The organism is Curtobacterium sp. Leaf261, from assembly GCF_001422205.1.
In the GTDB taxonomy this organism is placed as follows: domain Bacteria; phylum Actinomycetota; class Actinomycetes; order Actinomycetales; family Microbacteriaceae; genus Curtobacterium.
Window position 1 is genome coordinate 110863 of the sequence record NZ_LMMJ01000012.1, and the last position, 16189, is coordinate 127051.

Genomic DNA, 16189 nt, shown 5'->3' on the forward strand with positions numbered 1-16189 from the left:
CCAGACCGCGGTCGGTACCGTCCGGTGGGATCCGCCGTCAGGCGGCGCCGGGGTCGTGCTCGCCCATGCCCGTCAGCAGCGCGCGGAAGGAGTCGAGGCGTTCGACGCCCGTCGCGCCGAGCTCGCCGTCGTGCACCCGGTCGACGATCTCCCAGTCGTGCGCCTGGTCGAGCGGGATGCCGTCGCGGGGTGGCGCGACGGGCACGGCATGCGATGCGAACGCCCGGAAGACGTTCGCGGGCTCCACGTGGCCGAGGCCGAAGGACCGGACGCCGGGGGTGTCGATGATCCACCCGCCACCGGTCACCCGGATCGCGATCGACGACGACGACGTGTGGCGGCCGCGACCGGTCACGGTGTTGACGACACCGACGGCCCGCGTCGAGCCGGTGAGCGCGTTGACGAGCGTCGACTTGCCGACCCCGGAGTGGCCGACCGTGACGGTGACCTTGTCGCGCAGGACCTCGTCGAAGAGCGCCACCGGGACGTCGGTCACGGCGCTCGTCACGATCCGCAGGTCGAGGCAGGCGAAGTGGTCGAGGAACGGCTGCGGATCGGCGAGGTCGGTCTTGGTGATGCAGAGGATCGGGTCGAGACCGGCGTCGAACGCGGCCACGAGGTACCGGTCGATCAGCCGCGTCCTCGGCTCGGGGTCCGCTGCGGCGACGACGACGAGCATCTGGTCGGCGTTCGCGACGATGACGCGCTCGACCTCGTCGGAGTCGTCGGCACTCCGGCGGAGGAGCGTCGTCCGTTCGGCGACCCGGACGATGCGGGCGAGTGAGCCCTCGTCGCCGGAGATGTCCCCGACGAGCGACACGTGGTCACCCGTGACGACGGCCTTCTTGCCGAGCTCGCGGGCCTTCGTCGCCGTGATGACACGGCCCCCGTGGTGCTCGTCGACGTCCACGAGGACGCCGTACCGCCCTCGGTCGACGTTCGTCACCCAGCCGGCGGCGGCCGCGTCGTAGGTCGGCCGGACCTTGGTGCGCGGACGGTTGCCCTTGGGGTTCGGGCGGACCCGGACCGAGGACTCGTCGTACTGTCCCCACGGCTGGTCGAGGTCGTCGTCGTCCTCGTCGGGTGGGAGCCAGCTCACGAGTGGTCTCCGGTCTGCACGAGCGCTGCCCAGAGCTCGGGGAACTGGGGGAGCGTCTTGGCCGTCGTCCCGATGTCGTCGACGTCGACCCCGTCCACCACGAGCCCGAGGATCGCACCGGCGGTGGCCATCCGGTGGTCCTCGTACGCCGCCCACGGTGCCCCGCGCAGCGGCCTCGGGTCGATGCGGAGCCCGTCCTCGAGCTCGGTCACCGCGGTCGAGCCGTCCGCCACGAGTCCGTTCACGTCCGCGGCGAGGGCCGCCAGGCGATCGGTCTCGTGACCGCGCAGGTGTCCGATGCCGGTGATCGTCGACGGTCCGTCCGCCAGGGTGGCGAGTGCGACGAGCGCCGGGGCGAGCTCACCACCCCGCGACAGGTCGAGGTCGAGCCCAGGGAGCGTCGCACCGCCACGGACACCGACACCGCCGTCGACCACGAGGTCGTCGCCGTCGCGGGCCACGGTCGCACCCCAGAGCGGCAGGAGGGACTCCAGGTCTGCGCCGACCTGCGTGGTCTCGGCCGGCCAGGTGCGGATGCGGACGGTGCCGCCGGCGACGAGTGCCGCCGCGGCGAACGGGGCGGCGTTCGAGAGGTCCGGTTCGATCACCACGTCGCGGGCCGCGATCGGGCCGGGGTGGACGTGCCAGACACCCGGCTCCGGCTGGTCCACCACGACACCACGAGCGCGGAGCGCGTCCACCGTCATGTCGATGTGCGGCGTGCTCGGGAGTCGCTCGCCCGCGTGGCGGAGGACCAGACCCTCGTCGAAGCGCGGTGCCGACAGCAGGAGCCCGGAGACGAACTGGCTCGACTGGCTCGCGTCGATCGTGATCGCGCCCCCGCGGACGGCGCCGGCCCCGGTGAACGTGAAGGGCATCGACCCGTCGCCGTCGTCGATGACGTCGACTCCGAGCGCGACGAGCGAGGCGATGGTCGTCCGCATCGGACGCCGCCTGGCTGACTCGTCGCCGTCGATCGTGACGCGTCCGGTCGCCAGCGCCGCGAGGGGCGGGATGAAGCGCATGACGGTCCCGGCGAGGCCGCAGTCGATCCGCAGCCCGTGCCCGCCCTCGGTCGGCGCACCGCCGGTGAGGACGGCCGGCGTCACGCGGAGGTCGGGACCGTACGGGCCGGAGTCCCCGGTGGACTCGATGCCGACGCCGAGGGACCGGAGCGCCTCGACCATGAGGCCGGTGTCGCGAGAGTGCAGCGGCAGCCGGATCGTCGAGGGGCCGTTCGCGAGCGCCGCGAGCACGAGCTCGCGGTTCATCAGGGACTTCGAACCCGGCAGCGCGACGTCGGCGGACAGCGCTCCCGCGGCGACGGGGGCGCGCCACGACGGCAGGGGCGTGGTGCTCCGGGAATTCTTCGGTGTCTGCATCGGTTCACAAGAGTACCCAGCAGGGCAGTCAGACAGGGAGGACCATGCCGATCGCACTCGCACCGGAGCGCACCGACGCCCGCCGCCGACGCACGCGCCGGACGGACGTCGCCGTGCTCCCGACGGTCCCGACGACGCTCGGGTCCGCCGGCCTAGAATGGCCGGCGATGACACGAGACGACGCGACGGACGCAGACGCGGAACCCACCGACCCGGGCCGCGCCGATCCGGGGTTGCCGGTCGTCGGGTCCGACTCGGACCCGACCGATTCGGACCCGACCGATTCGGACCCGACCGACTCTGGGCTCCCGGTCGCGGGGGAGAACGCGGCCGAGGTGGCTGACGAGACCACCGTCGACGCCGCTGAGCTGCGTCGGCTGTTCGAGGCGCAGGCGCTGCCCTTCATGGACCAGCTCTACGGTGCCGCGATGCGGATGACCCGGAACCCGGCCGACGCGTCCGACCTCGTGCAGGAGACCTTCGTCAAGGCGTTCGCGGCGTTCCGACAGTTCCGACAGGGCACGAACCTCAAGGCCTGGCTCTACCGGATCCTGACGAACACGTTCATCAACACGTACCGCAAGAACCAGCGGAACCCGTACCAGGGCACGATCGACGAGCTCGAGGACTGGCAGCTGGGCGGGGCAGAGAGCGTCACGCAGAGTGTGTCGTCGCGGTCCGCCGAGGCCGACGCGATCGACCACCTGCCCTCGTCCGCGGTCAAGGACGCGCTGCAGGCGATCCCGGAGGACTTCCGGATGGCCGTCTACTTCGCCGACGTCGAGGGCTTCTCCTACCAGGAGATCGCCGACATCATGAAGACCCCGGTGGGCACGGTCATGAGCCGACTCCACCGCGGCCGAAGGCTCCTCAGGGGCCTGCTGGCCGACCACGCACGCGAGACAGGTGTGGTTCCGGATGCAGCGTCGACGGAGACGATGCGTCCGAGCAGCCGCACACGGAAGGTGCCCGCCACGACGGGCCGGATGACCGGGAGGAGTGGACGATGAGCGGCTGTGACTGCTCGAAGGCAAAGGCGGAACTCGAGGAGTTCCTGCACGACGAGCTCTGCCGCGAGGACGCGGCCGACATCCGGGCGCACATGGCGGACTGCGTCGACTGCAGCACGGAGCACCGGGTCGGCATCGTGCTGACCGAGGCCGTGCAGCGCGCGTGCAAGGAGACCGCTCCCGAGGTCCTGCGTACCCAGGTCCTCGACCGACTCCGCGAGGTCCAAGCGTCCCACTGACCCTCGCGCGGCCGATCATCGGCCGTGCTCCCAGAGGCTGTGGATCGCGCTCTGGTCGAGTGCCGTGTGCCACACGGCCACCGAGTCGATGTCGCCGTCGAAGTAGTGCGTCACCGGCCGGTTGGGCCAGCCGTAGAGGCTCTCCAGCCCGACGCGCCAGTACCCGTTGTACGCGGCGGCACGCGCGTTGGTGTTCTGTCCCTGGAGGACGCCGTCGACCCAGAGCTGCATGCCACCGGAGCCCATCACGCCGACGGCGTGGTGCCACTGGCGGTCGTCGACCCGTGCGGTCGACTGGATGACCCTGGCGCTGCCGTTCGTGACACCGAACACGAGCCGTCCGTCAGCACCGACGTACATGTGTCGGTCGAACGAACCCGACCCGCCGAAGGCCGCGGAGCTGAAGCCCATCACCTTGCCCTGCGGCTTCTCGGCACGGAACCAGGCCTGGATGGTGAACTGCTGCGGAGCGCTGAACCGCTTGGTCGCGTACACCGCCCCGGTGGTCCCGTCGAGGTGGATGTACGGATTCCCGGCGCACGACGCGTCCACCCGCACCGCGTTGAACAGTGAACCCTCGGCCCCACCGCCCGTGACGTCGTCGATGTCGGTTCCGTCCGGCTCGCCGAACCCGTAGGCCAGGAGCGGCGAGCCCACGGTCTCCCGCATGCACGGGAACCGGGCGGTGTCGAGGTCGGCTGCGGTGCTCACCCCTGCGGTGAACGAGGCAGAGACACCCGTGCCGATGACGAGGGCACCGACGAGGACGGCGGCCGCGGTCGGCAGCGCGAGGTGTCGCCTCGCCCGGTCGGCCTGCTGGGCTCGGTGCAGGTCACCGCTCGACGGCGCTCCGCACGCGACGCACGGCTCCATGCCGCGGCGGAGGTTCCGGTCGCTCGTGCTCGCCCGGAGGAGGACGCCGAGCGCGAGCACGAGCACGACGAGCTCGGGGACCGCACCGGTCCGGACCCACGTTCCCGGGAGACCGATCCAGGGGACGCGCAGGACGCCGACACCGACGACGTGCTCGACCGGCACGGGCTGTGCGTCGGGTTGCGGGTTGGCGTCGCCTCGGAGCGTCACCGCCCCGTGCTCCACGTCGACGATGCGGTGCAGGACCCGTCGCTCCGGCCGGTCAGGCGCGGCGACGAGGGCCACGCGCCCCTCCGTGAGGTGTCCGGGATCCACCGTCACCGCCGTCACCACGTCTCCGACTCGGATGGCCGGCTCCATCGAACCGGACTGCACGGTCGTGACGGTGGCACCGAAGACGGTCGGGACGGCCGCCCAGAGCATGAGGAGTCCCGCGGTGAGGAGGATGGTCCGTGCCGTGACGGCCGTGATGACGACGACGAGACCTGCTCGGCACCGGAGCGCGTCGACGATGCGCCCCCGGACGGAGTGACGGTTCTGCTGCGTGCCGGACATAGCGGTCTCCTCGTCGGCTGGGCGGGTCGGGACGGCGGGTTGGCAGGTTCAGGGGGAGGCGGCTGCGGGTCGCCACCGCCCGGACCGCTCCCGCACGGGTCGGGTCAGTCGTTCTGCGACTCCCAGGTGAACGTCGACGTGGCCGACGCGTCCTGGACCGTGTTCGGGGCCGCGGCGTCGAGCGTGTACGACACGCGGTACGTCGTCGCCTCCTCGCCCGTCGCGGGTGTCCACGAGCCGACGCCGGTCGCGAAGTCCGTCGCGGTGGCGGCGAACGCGGACAGGGACCCCGACCAGATCGGAGCGCCGGCAGCGACGAAGCCGTCGCACGAGCCGAACGCCCCACCCGATCCGTGCTCGATCTCGAGCTGGACGTGATCGCCGAGGGACTTCGTGCTCGTGGTGTCGCTCGCGTAGAGCTTCACGGCGCTCTCGACGCTCGAGGTCGACGTGACGGTGATGCAGTTGCTGCCGGTCTGCCCGGGCACGACCCCGGCGACGTCGAACATCGCCGTGCCAGCGTCGTCGTCGGTCAGCGCCACGGCACCGGTACGCCACGCGTTCTCGGCGTTCTCCGTGGTCGCCGAGAACGCCGAGTAGGACGCCCCTGCGACGACGAGTCCGCTGGCCACGACGGCGAGTGGGACGGCGATCCAGGTGGCGAGACGAGCGTGGCGCGGGGTGATGTGCTGCATGGCGAGACTCCTGAGGTTGAGTGGTTGTCGAGATACAAAATATCACATGACATGTGATATTCACAATCGCAGGATGTGTAGATTGGACGCATGAGCACCCCTGCCATCGCCGTCTCGTCGTGGACCCAGCAGGACGTCGCCGACGTCGCCGAGCTCGTCCGACTCATCGGGCACGCTGTCGACGACGACCGCATGCGCGAACGCCTCGGCCGCCTCACCCCGGAGGCCGGTCACCGCACGTGGCTCGTCCGGGACGGCGAGGGTCGGGTCGCCGCGGTCGCGGGCGCACAGTGCACGTGGGCGTACAGCTCGGACGAGCCCACGGCGCAGCTCCTGTTGCTCGTCGTACGCCCCGACGGGCGGCGCGACGGCCTGGGCTCCGAGCTCCTCTCCCTCTTCGAGACGTGGGCGGCCGAGCAGGGTGCCCGCCGACTCAGTGCCGTGTCCGCGGCGGCCACCGACAGCGCGCACCGGTTCTACCAGAAGCGCGGGTACCACGAGGCCGGGGTCCGGTACACGAAGATCGTCTGAGCCGGCACCGTCCGGACAGCGAGAAGGCCGGTTCGCCGAGGGACATCGTCCTCGGCGAACCGGCCTTCTGGGGTCCTGTCGGCCGGACCTACCGGCTCAGGGCCCGGTCGATGATCTCCGTGGCCTCGGCCGCACTGCGCTTCGCCGAACCCGTCGCCGGTGCGGCACTCGCCGCGCGGGCACTCACCGTGAGCGGGCGGCCACCGAGGTGCGGTGCGAGGTTCATGTACACGAACGGCCAGGCGCCCTGGTTCTCCGGCTCCTCCTGTGCCCACACGAGGTCGGCCTCCGGGTAGCCGGCGAGCACCGACAGGAGCTGGTCGACGGGAAGCGGCGCGAGCTGTTCGAGCCGGACGAGTGCGACGTCGGAGACCCCGCGCTTGTCCACCTCGGCCCGCAGGTCGTGGTGGATCTTGCCCGAGGTGAGCACGACCCGGCGCACGGCACCCTTGTCGCCGATCGCGGCGTCGTCGATGACCTCGTCGAAGTGCCCGGAGGTGAAGTCCGACACCGCCGACGTGGCCTGGCGCATCCGCAGCATCGCCTTCGGGGTGAACACGATGAGCGGCTTCTGCGGCCGGGCGAAGGCCTGGCGACGGAGCAGGTGGAAGTACGACGCGGGTGTCGACGGCCGCGAGACGATCATGTTCTCCTCGGCGCAGAGCTGCAGGTAGCGCTCGATGCGCGCCGACGAGTGGTCCGGCCCCTGCCCCTCGTACCCGTGCGGCAGCAGGAGGACGAGACCGGACCGCTGGCCCCACTTCTGTTCCGCGGAGGAGATGAACTCGTCGATCACGGTCTGGGCGCCGTTCGCGAAGTCCCCGAACTGCGCCTCCCACATCACCAGGGCCTCGGTGCGCTCCACGGAGTAGCCGTACTCGAAGGCCATGGCCGCGTACTCGCTGAGGAGCGAGTCGTAGATGTAGAAGCGGGCCTGGTCCTCGGTCACGTTGGCGAGCGGCAGCCACTCCTGGCCGTTCATCCGGTCGTGGAACACCGCCTGCCGCTGCACGAACGTCCCGCGACGGGTGTCCTGGCCTGCGAGTCGGACGGGCTTGCCCTCGGCGAGGACCGAACCGATCGCGATGAGCTCCGCCATCGCCCAGTCGATCCCGCCGTTGCGCGTCATGTCGACACGCTTGGCGAGCAGCTGGCTCAGCTTCGGGTGCACCGAGAACCCGTCGGGCTGGTTCTGGTGCGCATCGCCGACGAGCCGGACGATGTCCTCGCTGACGGCGGTCTCGTGCACCTCGACCTCGGAGTCGTCGCGCTGTGCCGACGGCCGCTCGAGTCCGTTCACGGCCCCGTCGTCATCCGGCGTGGCGGTGCCGGAGTCGATCACCGGGATGGTCCCGGTCTGCGCTTCGTGCGTCTCCGCGAAGGCGCGCTCGAGGCGGTCCTGGAAGTCGCGGTGCGCCTCGTCGTACTCCTCTTGTGTGATGTCGCCGCGACCGACGAGGGCCTCGGTGTACAGGGTCCGGACAGAGCGCTTGGCCTCGATGAGGTTGTACATGAGGGGCTGCGTCATCGAGGGGTCGTCGCCCTCGTTGTGCCCGCGGCGCCGGTAGCAGACGAGGTCGATGACGACGTCACGGTGGAACGCCTGGCGGTACGCGAACGCGATCTCGGCCACGTGCGCCACGGCCTCGGGGTCGTCGCCGTTCACGTGGAAGACCGGCGCCTGGATCGTCTTCGCGACGTCGGTGTTGTACACCGAGGTCCGCGATGCGCTCGGGGACGTGGTGAACCCGACCTGGTTGTTGACGACGATGTGCACGGTGCCGCCGGTCCGGTACCCGCGGAGCTGCGAGAGCTGGAGCGTCTCGACGACCACGCCCTGGCCGGCCATCGCGGCGTCGCCGTGCACGAGCACCGGCAGCACCCCGAAGGTCCCGACCGGCTCGCGGTCCTGCTTGGCCCGGACGATGCCCTCGAGCACACCGTCGACGGCCTCGAGGTGCGAGGGGTTCGCTGCGATGGTCACGGGGATCGTCGTGCCCTCGGAGCAGGTGAAGACGCCCTCGGTGCCGACGTGGTACTTGACGTCGCCGGACCCCTGGCCCTTGATCGACCCGGGGAGCTGCCGTCCCTCGAACTCCCGGAAGATCTGCCCGTAGGTCTTGCCGGCGATGTTCGTGAGCACGTTGAGGCGTCCGCGGTGGGCCATGCCGACCGCGACCTCGTCGAGTCCGCTCCGGGCGGCTTCCTGGATGAGGGTGTCGAGGAGCGAGATCGTCGACTCCCCGCCCTCGAGCGAGAAACGCTTCTGCCCGACGTACTTGGTCTGCAGGAAGGTCTCGAAGGCCTCGGCCTCGTTGAGCTTGCCGAGGATCCGGAGCTGTTCCTCCTTGCCCGGCTTCTGGTAGCCGGTCTCGACGTGCTCCTGCATCCAGCGGCGCTGCGCCGGGTCCTGGATGTGCATGTACTCGATGCCGACGGTCCGGCAGTACGAGTCGCGGAGGATGCCGAGGACGTCGCGCAGCGGGACGCTCGTGGTGCCGCCGAGCCCGCCCGTGACGAACTCACGATCGAGGTCCCAGAACGTCAGCCCGTGGCTCTCGATCTCGAGGTCCGGGTGGGTGCGCTGCTTGTACTCCAGCGGGTCGATGTCCGCCATGAGGTGCCCGCGGACGCGGTAGCTGTTGATGAGCTCCAGCACGCGGGCCGTCTTGTTGAACCGCGAGGACAGGTCGACGGCGATGTCGTTGCCCCACTGGATCGGCTTGTACGGGATCCGGAGCGCCGCGAACACGTCGGCGTAGAAGTCGTGCTCGCCGATGAGCATCTCGTGCACGATCTTCAGGTACTCGCCCGAGCCGGCGCCCTGGATGACGCGGTGGTCGTAGGTGCTCGTCAGGGTGATGGTCTTGCCCACGCCGAGCTCGACCAGGGTCTTCGGCGCGGATCCCTGGAACTGCGCGGGGTACTCGAGCGCACCGGCACCGATGATCGCGCCCTGGCCCTTGGTGAGGCGTGGGACGGAGTGCACCGTGCCGATGCCGCCGGGGTTCGTCAGCGAGATCGTCGTGCCCGCGAAGTCGGCGGCCGTGAGCTTGCCGCCGCGAGCGCGCTTGACGAGGTCCTCGTACGCGGACAGGAACTGTCCGAACGTCAGGGTCTCGGCGCGCTTGATGCTCGGTACGAGGAGGGCGCGCGTGCCGTCGGACTTCGGGACGTCGATCGCGATGCCGAGGTTCACGTGCGCCGGCGTGACCACGACGGGTTTGCCGTCCTGCTCGGCGTAGAACACGTTCTGCGACGGGAACTGCTGCAGCGCCTTGACCAGCGCCCATCCGATGAGGTGCGTGAAGGAGACCTTGCCGCCGCGTGCACGGCGCAGGTGGTTGTTGATGACGATGCGGTTGTCGATGAGGAGCTTCGCCGGGATGGTCCGCACGCTGGTGGCCGTCGGGACCGTGAGTGAGGCGTCCATGTTCGCGGCGAGGGCCTTGGCCATGCCACGGAGGGGCGTCGCGACGTCCTCGTGGGTCTCCTCGTGGTCGGAGGCCTCGTCGTTCGGCTCCGCGGGGATCGGTGCCGGGCTCGGCTGCTTGGAGGTGGTCTTCGCCTGTGCGGGGGCGGCCGGTGCGGCTCCACCCGAGGTGTTCGGGGCGGCAGGAGCCGGGGCGGCGGCGGCCGACGATGCGGGAGCCGACGATGCGGGAGCCGGTGCGGACTCAGAAGCCGGCGCGGCCTCGCGAGCGGGTGCCGCATCGGCGACCTGCGTGCGGTGGTAGCTCTCGAGCACCGGCCACCACGACTTGTCGACCGACTCCTTGTCGGCGAGGAACTGCTCGTAGAGCTCGTCCACGAGCCACTCGTTCGCGCCGAATTCGCCCGCGGTCTCGTCCGATGTTCCGGTCAGATGGCTCGACACAGCCGATCGCCCACTCTCCGTCGATTGATGCTCTGCTTGTCGTCCGGGCAGCCCTGCCCGACAACGATCCAGCGTAGTCGCTGCAACGTGGACGCGAGATGGGTACGCGCCGGTCGCGTCGAACGCGTCGGAACGCGTCGAACGCGACGGAACACCGGACGGGAGGCACGGTGCGGGCCCGCACCGTTCCTCCCGTCCGGCACGGAATACGCTGGGTGGCATGCAGTTCTACGAGACGGCACCGACGCACGACCTGACGTACTCGGACGTGTTCCTGGTCCCGAGCCGCTCCGGCGTGACGAGCCGGTTCGACGTCGACCTGGCACCGGGCGACGGCACCGGCGCGACGATCCCCATCGTCAGCGCGAACATGAACTCGGTCACGGGTCCCCGGCTCGCGGCGACCCTCGCGCGGCGGGGTGGTCTCGGTGTGCTCCCGCAGGACATGCACCTGCAGGACCTCGACGCCGCGATCCGCTGGGTGAAGTCGCAGCCGGTGGACTTCGACACCCCCTTCGACATGCGGGCGGACACGACCGTCGCCGACGCGCTGACGCAGCTCGTCCCGGTCGCGGGCCACGGCGTCGTGGTCCGAGACGCCGCCGGCGGGTACCTCGGCTGCGTGCCGGCGACCCGGCTCGCCACGGCGGGGGAGGACGCCACCGTCGGCGATCTCCTGCACGGCGCGACGACCGCGATCGACGCCGACGACGTCGACACGCCCCGCGCGGTGTTCGACGTCCTGACCGCGGCCGAGGTCGACTTCGCGCCGGTCATGCGCCACGGGCACGTCGTCGGGACGACCTCGCCGACGAGCGCGATCCGGTCTGGCATCTACCGTCCGGCGGTCGACGGCTCGGGACGACTCCGGGTCGCCGCGGCCGTCGGCATCAACGGCGACGTCGCCGCCAAGGCGGAGGCACTCGCCGCCGCCGGTGTCGACGTCCTCGTGCTCGACACCGCGCACGGACACCAGGAGGGCATGCTCGCGGCGCTGCAGACCGTCGCCGCACTCGACCTCGGGGTCCCGCTCGTCGCCGGGAACGTCGTGACGGCGGACGCGGTCGGCCACCTCGTCGACGCCGGGGCCTCGATCATCAAGGTCGGCGTCGGGCCCGGCGCCATGTGCACCACCCGGATGATGACCGCCGTCGGACGTCCGCAGTTCTCCGCCGTGCTCGAGACGGCGTCGGCGGCCCGGTCGATGGGTGCGCACGTGTGGGCGGACGGTGGCGTGCGCTACCCCCGCGACGTCGCCCTCGCCCTGGCCGCCGGGGCATCGAGCGTCATGATCGGGTCGTGGTTCGCCGGGACCGTCGAGGCGCCCGGGCTCATCCGCACCGACGCGAGCGGGCGCCGGTACAAGGAGAGCTGGGGGATGGCGTCCGCCAAGGCCGTCCGGGAGCGCTTCGAGCGGCTCGACGCCTTCGACCGGGCCCGCAAGTCCCTCTTCGCCGAGGGCATCTCGTCGTCGACCATCTACCTCGACCCCGATCGTCCGAGCGTCGAGGACCTGCTCGACATGATCACCGCCGGGGTCCGGTCATCGGCCACCTACGCGGGTGCCCGGTCCCTCGGGGAGTTCTCCGAGCGCGCACTCGTCGGGATCCAGTCGGCCGCGGGCTACGAGGAGGGCAAGCCGCTGCCGGTCTCCTGGTGACGGACGCGGTGCCCGGCGGGTGGCGGCAGACGTCGGCAGGATCCGGCGGCCCGGCTCTGAACGGATTCACGGATTCGGGTCCCGCCGTGCCCGTAGACTGAGCGCACTGTGGACGACCCTCCGAATCGCACTTCGCCTGGCCATCTGATCACCTCCCCGACGCACCGGGGGTGGGACTCGTGACGCTCGTCGACATCCTGATGCTCGTCGGCGGACTCCTGCTGACCGTCGGTACCGGCGTCTTCGTCGCGTCCGAGTTCGCGCTCGTGAACCTCGACCGTGCCGAACTCGAGGCGCGCCGTGATCGCGGAGAGGCCGGGCTGAGCCCGGTCATCGCCGCACTGAAGGTCACCTCGACCCACCTGTCGAGCGCGCAGCTCGGGATCACGCTCACCACGCTCCTCACCGGGTACCTGCTGGAGCCGTCGATCGCACACCTGCTCGAGGCGCCGTTCCTGGCGCTCGACCTGCCCGAGGGCATCGTCGACACGGTCGGGTCGATCGTGGCGCTCGTCATCGCGACCCTGCTCTCCATGATCATCGGCGAGCTCGTCCCGAAGAACTTCGCCCTCGCGCTGCCCCTCGGCACCGCGAAGCTCGTCGTGCCGCTGCAGATCGCGTTCACCACGGTGTTCAAGCCCGCCGTCGCCCTGCTGAACGGCACCGCGAACGCCGTGCTCCGCTCGATCGGCATCGAGCCGCAGGAGGAGCTCTCCGGTGCACGCAGCGCCGAGGAGCTCACGAGCCTCCTCCGCCGCTCCGCGATGGAGGGCAGCCTCGAACGCGACACCGCCACGCTCCTCGCCAGGACCATCGCGTTCTCGGAGCTCTCGGCGAGCGACGTGATGACCCCGCGGCCCCGCGTGTCGATGATCTCCGCCGGCGACAGCGCCGCCGACGTCATCGCACTCGCCAGGAAGACCGGGTACAGCCGCTTCCCGGTGATCGAGGACGATGCCGACGACATCGTCGGCATCGTGCACGTCAAGCAGGCCGTCGCCGTGCCGCGCGAGAAGCGGGCCGAGGTCCCGGCGGGTGCGCTCCGGACCGACGCCGAGCGCGTCCCGGAGACGATGCACCTCGACGACCTGCTCACCGAGGTCCGCGGTCGTGGCTACCAGATGGTCGTCGTGGTCGACGAGTACGGCGGGACCGCCGGCGTCGTCACGCTCGAGGACCTCGTCGAGGAGCTCGTCGGCGAGGTGTCCGACGAGCACGACCGAGCACGCATCGACGTCGTGCGCTCGCGCGACTGGCTGACGTTCCCCGGCCTCCTCCGTCCGGACGAGCTGCAGGACCGGGCGAGTGTGCGCGTCCCGGACGACGGCCCGTACGAGACCATCGGAGGATTCGTGATGAGCCGACTCGGACGACTCCCCGCCGTGGGCGACGAGGTCGCGATCGAGGACGGTGTCTTCCGGGTCGAGCGCCTCGACGGGCGCCGGATCGACCGGATCCGCTACACCCCGACGACGGGAGCATCCGCATGAGTGACTGGTGGGGCATCTTCTGGCTCGTCGTGCTGCTGCTCGGCAACGCGTTCTTCGTCGCCGCCGAGTTCGCGGTCATCTCGGCACGCCGCTCCCAGATCGAGCCGCGGGCGGAGGAGGGCTCGCGCGCGGCCCAGATGACGCTCTGGGCGATGGAGCACGCCACGCGCATGCTCGCCACCACCCAGCTCGGCATCACGGTCTGCTCGCTGCTCATCCTGAACGTGTCCGAGCCCTCGATCCACCACCTGCTCGAGGGGCCCCTGCACCTCACCGGGTGGGACGTCGAGGTCATCGGCATCGTCGCGTTCGTGATCACCCTCGTGCTCGTCTCGTTCCTGCACGTGGTGTTCGGCGAGATGATCCCGAAGAACATCTCGTTCTCGATGCCGGACCGCGCCGCGCTCATGCTCGTCCCGACGCTCTGGTACATCGCGCACGGTCTCAGCTGGGTCGTCGTCGCGCTGAACGCGGTCGCGAACGGCGTGCTCCGCCTGTTCCGCGTGGAGCCGAAGGACGAGGCGGTCAGCGCCTACACGGTCGAGGAGGTCCAGACGATCGTCGAGACCTCGCGCCGTGAGGGCATGCTCGCCGACCGCGCCGGAACCCTGCAGCTGGCGTTCGAGTTCACCTCGAAGAAGGTCAGGGACATCGCGGTGCCGATGCCGGGCCTCGTGACCCTGCCGGACGACGCGACGCCGACCGACGTCGAGCGCGCGGTGGCGACCCGCGGGTTCTCCCGGTACGTCCTGGTGGGCGATGACGGCGAGCCGACCGGGTACGTGCACGTCAAGGACGTCCTCGACCTCCGCGAGGACGAGTTCGACGAGCCGGTCCCGCCGAAGCGCATCCGACAGCTCATCTCGCTCTACACGGAGATGGACCTCGAGGACGCGCTGGCGACCATGCGGGCCGCCGGCGTGCACCTCGCGCGGTCCTTCGACGCCGAGGGGCGCACGATCGGCGTGCTCTTCCTCGAGGACATCCTCGAGGAGCTCGTCGGCGAGGTCGAGGACGCGACCCGACGTCGATGAGGTGATCCGTGCCTCCCGTCCGATCCGGATGGCCCCCACCGGACTCGCGATCCGTACCGGACGCGATCCGTACCGGACGTGATCCGGACTGGACTGGAGGGACGGCGCGGCTCCGTCAGGCCGCCAGCGTCCCGGGGTCGCTCAGGTCGCGCAGGAACGCCAGGAGACCTGGCGCGCCGGTGAAGTGGTGGCCGATCGCGCCGATCGCCTCCGCACCGTCGGCGTTCTCCCGCTTGTTGTCGACGAACACCATCGCCGACGGGTCGATCCCCAGGCGCTCACACGTCAGCGAGTAGATGCGCGGGTCCGGCTTGAGGACGTCCTCCTCGGCGCTGACCACCACGAGCTCCGCGAGCGACCCGAGCGGCGACCGGCGGTACGGGTCGCCGAAGTCGCGCCCGGCGTTCGACAGGATCGCGACCCGCGTCCCGGAGTCGTGCAGCTCCTCGACGATCGCCAGGACGTCGGGGTCGACCTCGAACCAGCCCGTGAAGTCGATCGACCAGATCCGGTGGATCTCCGTGATGCTCCAGCGCACGCCGCAGTCAACCGCGATCCGCCGCCAGTAGCCGACCACGTCGACGCGACCCTGGTCGAGATCGCCACGGTGTCGGTCGTAGGACGGCATGAGGGTCGCGAGGGGGAGTCCGGTCGCGTCGGCGAGGGCGTCGCGGGTCGCGGCGGAGGGGGATCGGCTGATGACCTCGCCGTAGTCGAAGACCACGACGTGCCCGGGGATGAACAGGCTCATGGCGTCAACCGTAACGTGGGACGCGTGAACGACTTCCTGCGATTCGACCTGTCCGACGCCGCCCCGTGGATCACCCCGCCGGAGCCGGACACCGACAAGTACGGGCGTGGTGTGCTCGGTGTGGTGACCGGGTCGAGCGCCTACCCGGGGGCCGCCGTGATCGGGGTGGACGCGGCGGTGCACACCGGCGTCGGGATGGTGCGGTACGTCGGGACGACCCGCGCGACCGACTTCGTCCTGACGCGTCGGCCGGAGATCGTCTCGGGCGTCGGTCGGGTGCAGGCATGGCTCGTCGGGTCCGGGACCGACCCGGCGCACCTCGACCCGGAGACGGCCTCGGGGTTCGACGCGGCGAGTTCATCGGACGGATCGGTCCCGCTCGTCGTCGATGCGGGCGCCCTCTCCGCGCTCGATCTGCGGCCCGGATCCTCGCTCGCGGGGCGTGCCGTCCTGACGCCGCACGCGGGGGAGCTGGCTGCGCTCCTGGACGTCGCCCGCTCGGACGTCCAGGACGCCCCGGCGGACTCGGCGCTCCGGGCCGCTGACCAGACCGGAGCGGTCGTGCTCCTGAAGGGCCGTCAGACGCGGGTCGTGACGCCGGGCGGTGGCGTCCGACTCGTGGTCGAGAGCGGGAACGGGTGGCTCGCGGCGGCCGGGGCGGGCGATGCGCTCGGGGGTGTGCTCGGCGCGCTCGTGGCGACCCGCGCGGTGAGGGGGGCCGTGTCCGCCGAGGACCTCGCGCACCTGGCCGCTGCGGCGGCGATGGTGCACGGGACGGCGGCGATCCGGGCCTCTGGCGGTGGACCGTTCCCGATCACCGCGTTGACGGAGGCGCTGTCGGGCGTGGTCGCGGAGCTCGTGCGGGGCTGAGCCGCCGAGGGTCCGGGTGGCGTTGGCGGATTCAAGGGGTCGTTGCAACGGGTGGTTGTTTTGGGTCCGAGAGTAGCTGCTCGAATGATTCTGCCGGGGTGCGGTAGTCCAGTGTCTTGCGGG

At 70.8% G+C, this 16189-nt stretch carries 13 protein-coding genes; 7 read left to right on the top strand and 6 right to left on the bottom strand.

Going from position 1 to position 16189, the window contains the following annotated elements:
• Positions 1–37: 37 nt before the first annotated feature.
• Together rsgA and aroA are read right to left on the bottom strand one after the other, a co-directional pair.
• Entirely contained in the window at positions 38–1099 is a 1062-nt protein-coding gene (gene rsgA, locus ASF23_RS16440) for a ribosome small subunit-dependent GTPase A (RefSeq protein WP_055956183.1), read from the bottom strand.
• On the bottom strand, positions 1096–2481 hold the full coding sequence (gene aroA / locus ASF23_RS16445; RefSeq protein ID WP_055956186.1) for a 3-phosphoshikimate 1-carboxyvinyltransferase: 1386 nt from the start codon (positions 2479–2481) through the stop codon (positions 1096–1098). The genes rsgA and aroA overlap by 4 nt, the downstream gene beginning before the upstream one ends.
• 167 nt (positions 2482–2648) lie before the next feature.
• Here aroA and ASF23_RS16450 point away from each other — a divergent pair, with 167 nt between their 5' ends.
• A complete protein-coding gene (locus ASF23_RS16450) occupies positions 2649–3491 on the top strand; it encodes a sigma-70 family RNA polymerase sigma factor (RefSeq protein ID WP_442855040.1) in 843 nt (280 codons plus the stop codon).
• The gene (locus tag ASF23_RS16455) at positions 3488–3730 is read left to right on the top strand and encodes a zf-HC2 domain-containing protein (protein WP_055956189.1); all 243 of its coding nucleotides are present in this window, start codon (positions 3488–3490) and stop codon (positions 3728–3730) included. Before ASF23_RS16450 ends, ASF23_RS16455 begins: the two co-directional genes overlap by 4 nt.
• Positions 3731–3745: 15 nt before the next feature.
• Here ASF23_RS16455 and ASF23_RS16460 read toward each other — a convergent pair whose 3' ends face one another.
• Positions 3746–5158: a signal peptidase I gene (locus ASF23_RS16460; protein ID WP_055956192.1), complete on the bottom strand. Its 1413-nt coding sequence runs from the start codon at positions 5156–5158 to the stop codon at positions 3746–3748.
• Between the two features lie 104 nt (positions 5159–5262).
• Positions 5263–5853, bottom strand: a complete 591-nt coding sequence (locus ASF23_RS16465) for a hypothetical protein (RefSeq protein WP_055956196.1) — start codon at positions 5851–5853, stop codon at positions 5263–5265.
• A 90-nt stretch (positions 5854–5943) separates the two neighbouring features.
• Between ASF23_RS16465 and ASF23_RS16470 the strand changes: the two genes are divergently transcribed.
• Positions 5944–6384, top strand: a complete 441-nt coding sequence (locus ASF23_RS16470) for a GNAT family N-acetyltransferase (RefSeq protein WP_055956199.1) — start codon at positions 5944–5946, stop codon at positions 6382–6384.
• Positions 6385–6472: 88 nt separating this feature from the next.
• On the opposite strand, the gene ASF23_RS16475 is transcribed toward ASF23_RS16470, so the two are convergent.
• Entirely contained in the window at positions 6473–10261 is a 3789-nt protein-coding gene (locus ASF23_RS16475; protein ID WP_082474270.1) for a multifunctional oxoglutarate decarboxylase/oxoglutarate dehydrogenase thiamine pyrophosphate-binding subunit/dihydrolipoyllysine-residue succinyltransferase subunit, read from the bottom strand.
• A 220-nt stretch (positions 10262–10481) separates the two neighbouring features.
• Between ASF23_RS16475 and ASF23_RS16480 the strand changes: the two genes are divergently transcribed.
• The 3 genes from ASF23_RS16480 to ASF23_RS16490 all read left to right on the top strand — a co-directional run bounded on the left by ASF23_RS16480 (position 10482) and on the right by ASF23_RS16490 (position 14445).
• Positions 10482–11921, top strand: coding sequence for a GuaB1 family IMP dehydrogenase-related protein (locus ASF23_RS16480; protein ID WP_055956202.1), 1440 nt, complete (start codon positions 10482–10484; stop codon positions 11919–11921).
• A 200-nt stretch (positions 11922–12121) separates the two neighbouring features.
• Positions 12122–13411 (top strand): hemolysin family protein, encoded by a 1290-nt coding sequence (locus ASF23_RS16485; protein ID WP_055956267.1) that lies wholly within the window; start codon positions 12122–12124, stop codon positions 13409–13411.
• On the top strand, positions 13408–14445 hold the full coding sequence (locus ASF23_RS16490) for a hemolysin family protein (protein WP_055956205.1): 1038 nt from the start codon (positions 13408–13410) through the stop codon (positions 14443–14445). The genes ASF23_RS16485 and ASF23_RS16490 overlap by 4 nt, the downstream gene beginning before the upstream one ends.
• Before the next feature lie 115 nt (positions 14446–14560).
• On the opposite strand, the gene ASF23_RS16495 is transcribed toward ASF23_RS16490, so the two are convergent.
• Positions 14561–15196 (bottom strand): HAD-IA family hydrolase, encoded by a 636-nt coding sequence (locus ASF23_RS16495; RefSeq protein ID WP_055956207.1) that lies wholly within the window; start codon positions 15194–15196, stop codon positions 14561–14563.
• A gap of 24 nt (positions 15197–15220) precedes the next feature.
• Between ASF23_RS16495 and ASF23_RS16500 the strand changes: the two genes are divergently transcribed.
• Entirely contained in the window at positions 15221–16066 is an 846-nt protein-coding gene (locus tag ASF23_RS16500; RefSeq protein WP_082474271.1) for an ADP-dependent NAD(P)H-hydrate dehydratase, read from the top strand.
• Positions 16067–16189: the final 123 nt, after the last annotated feature.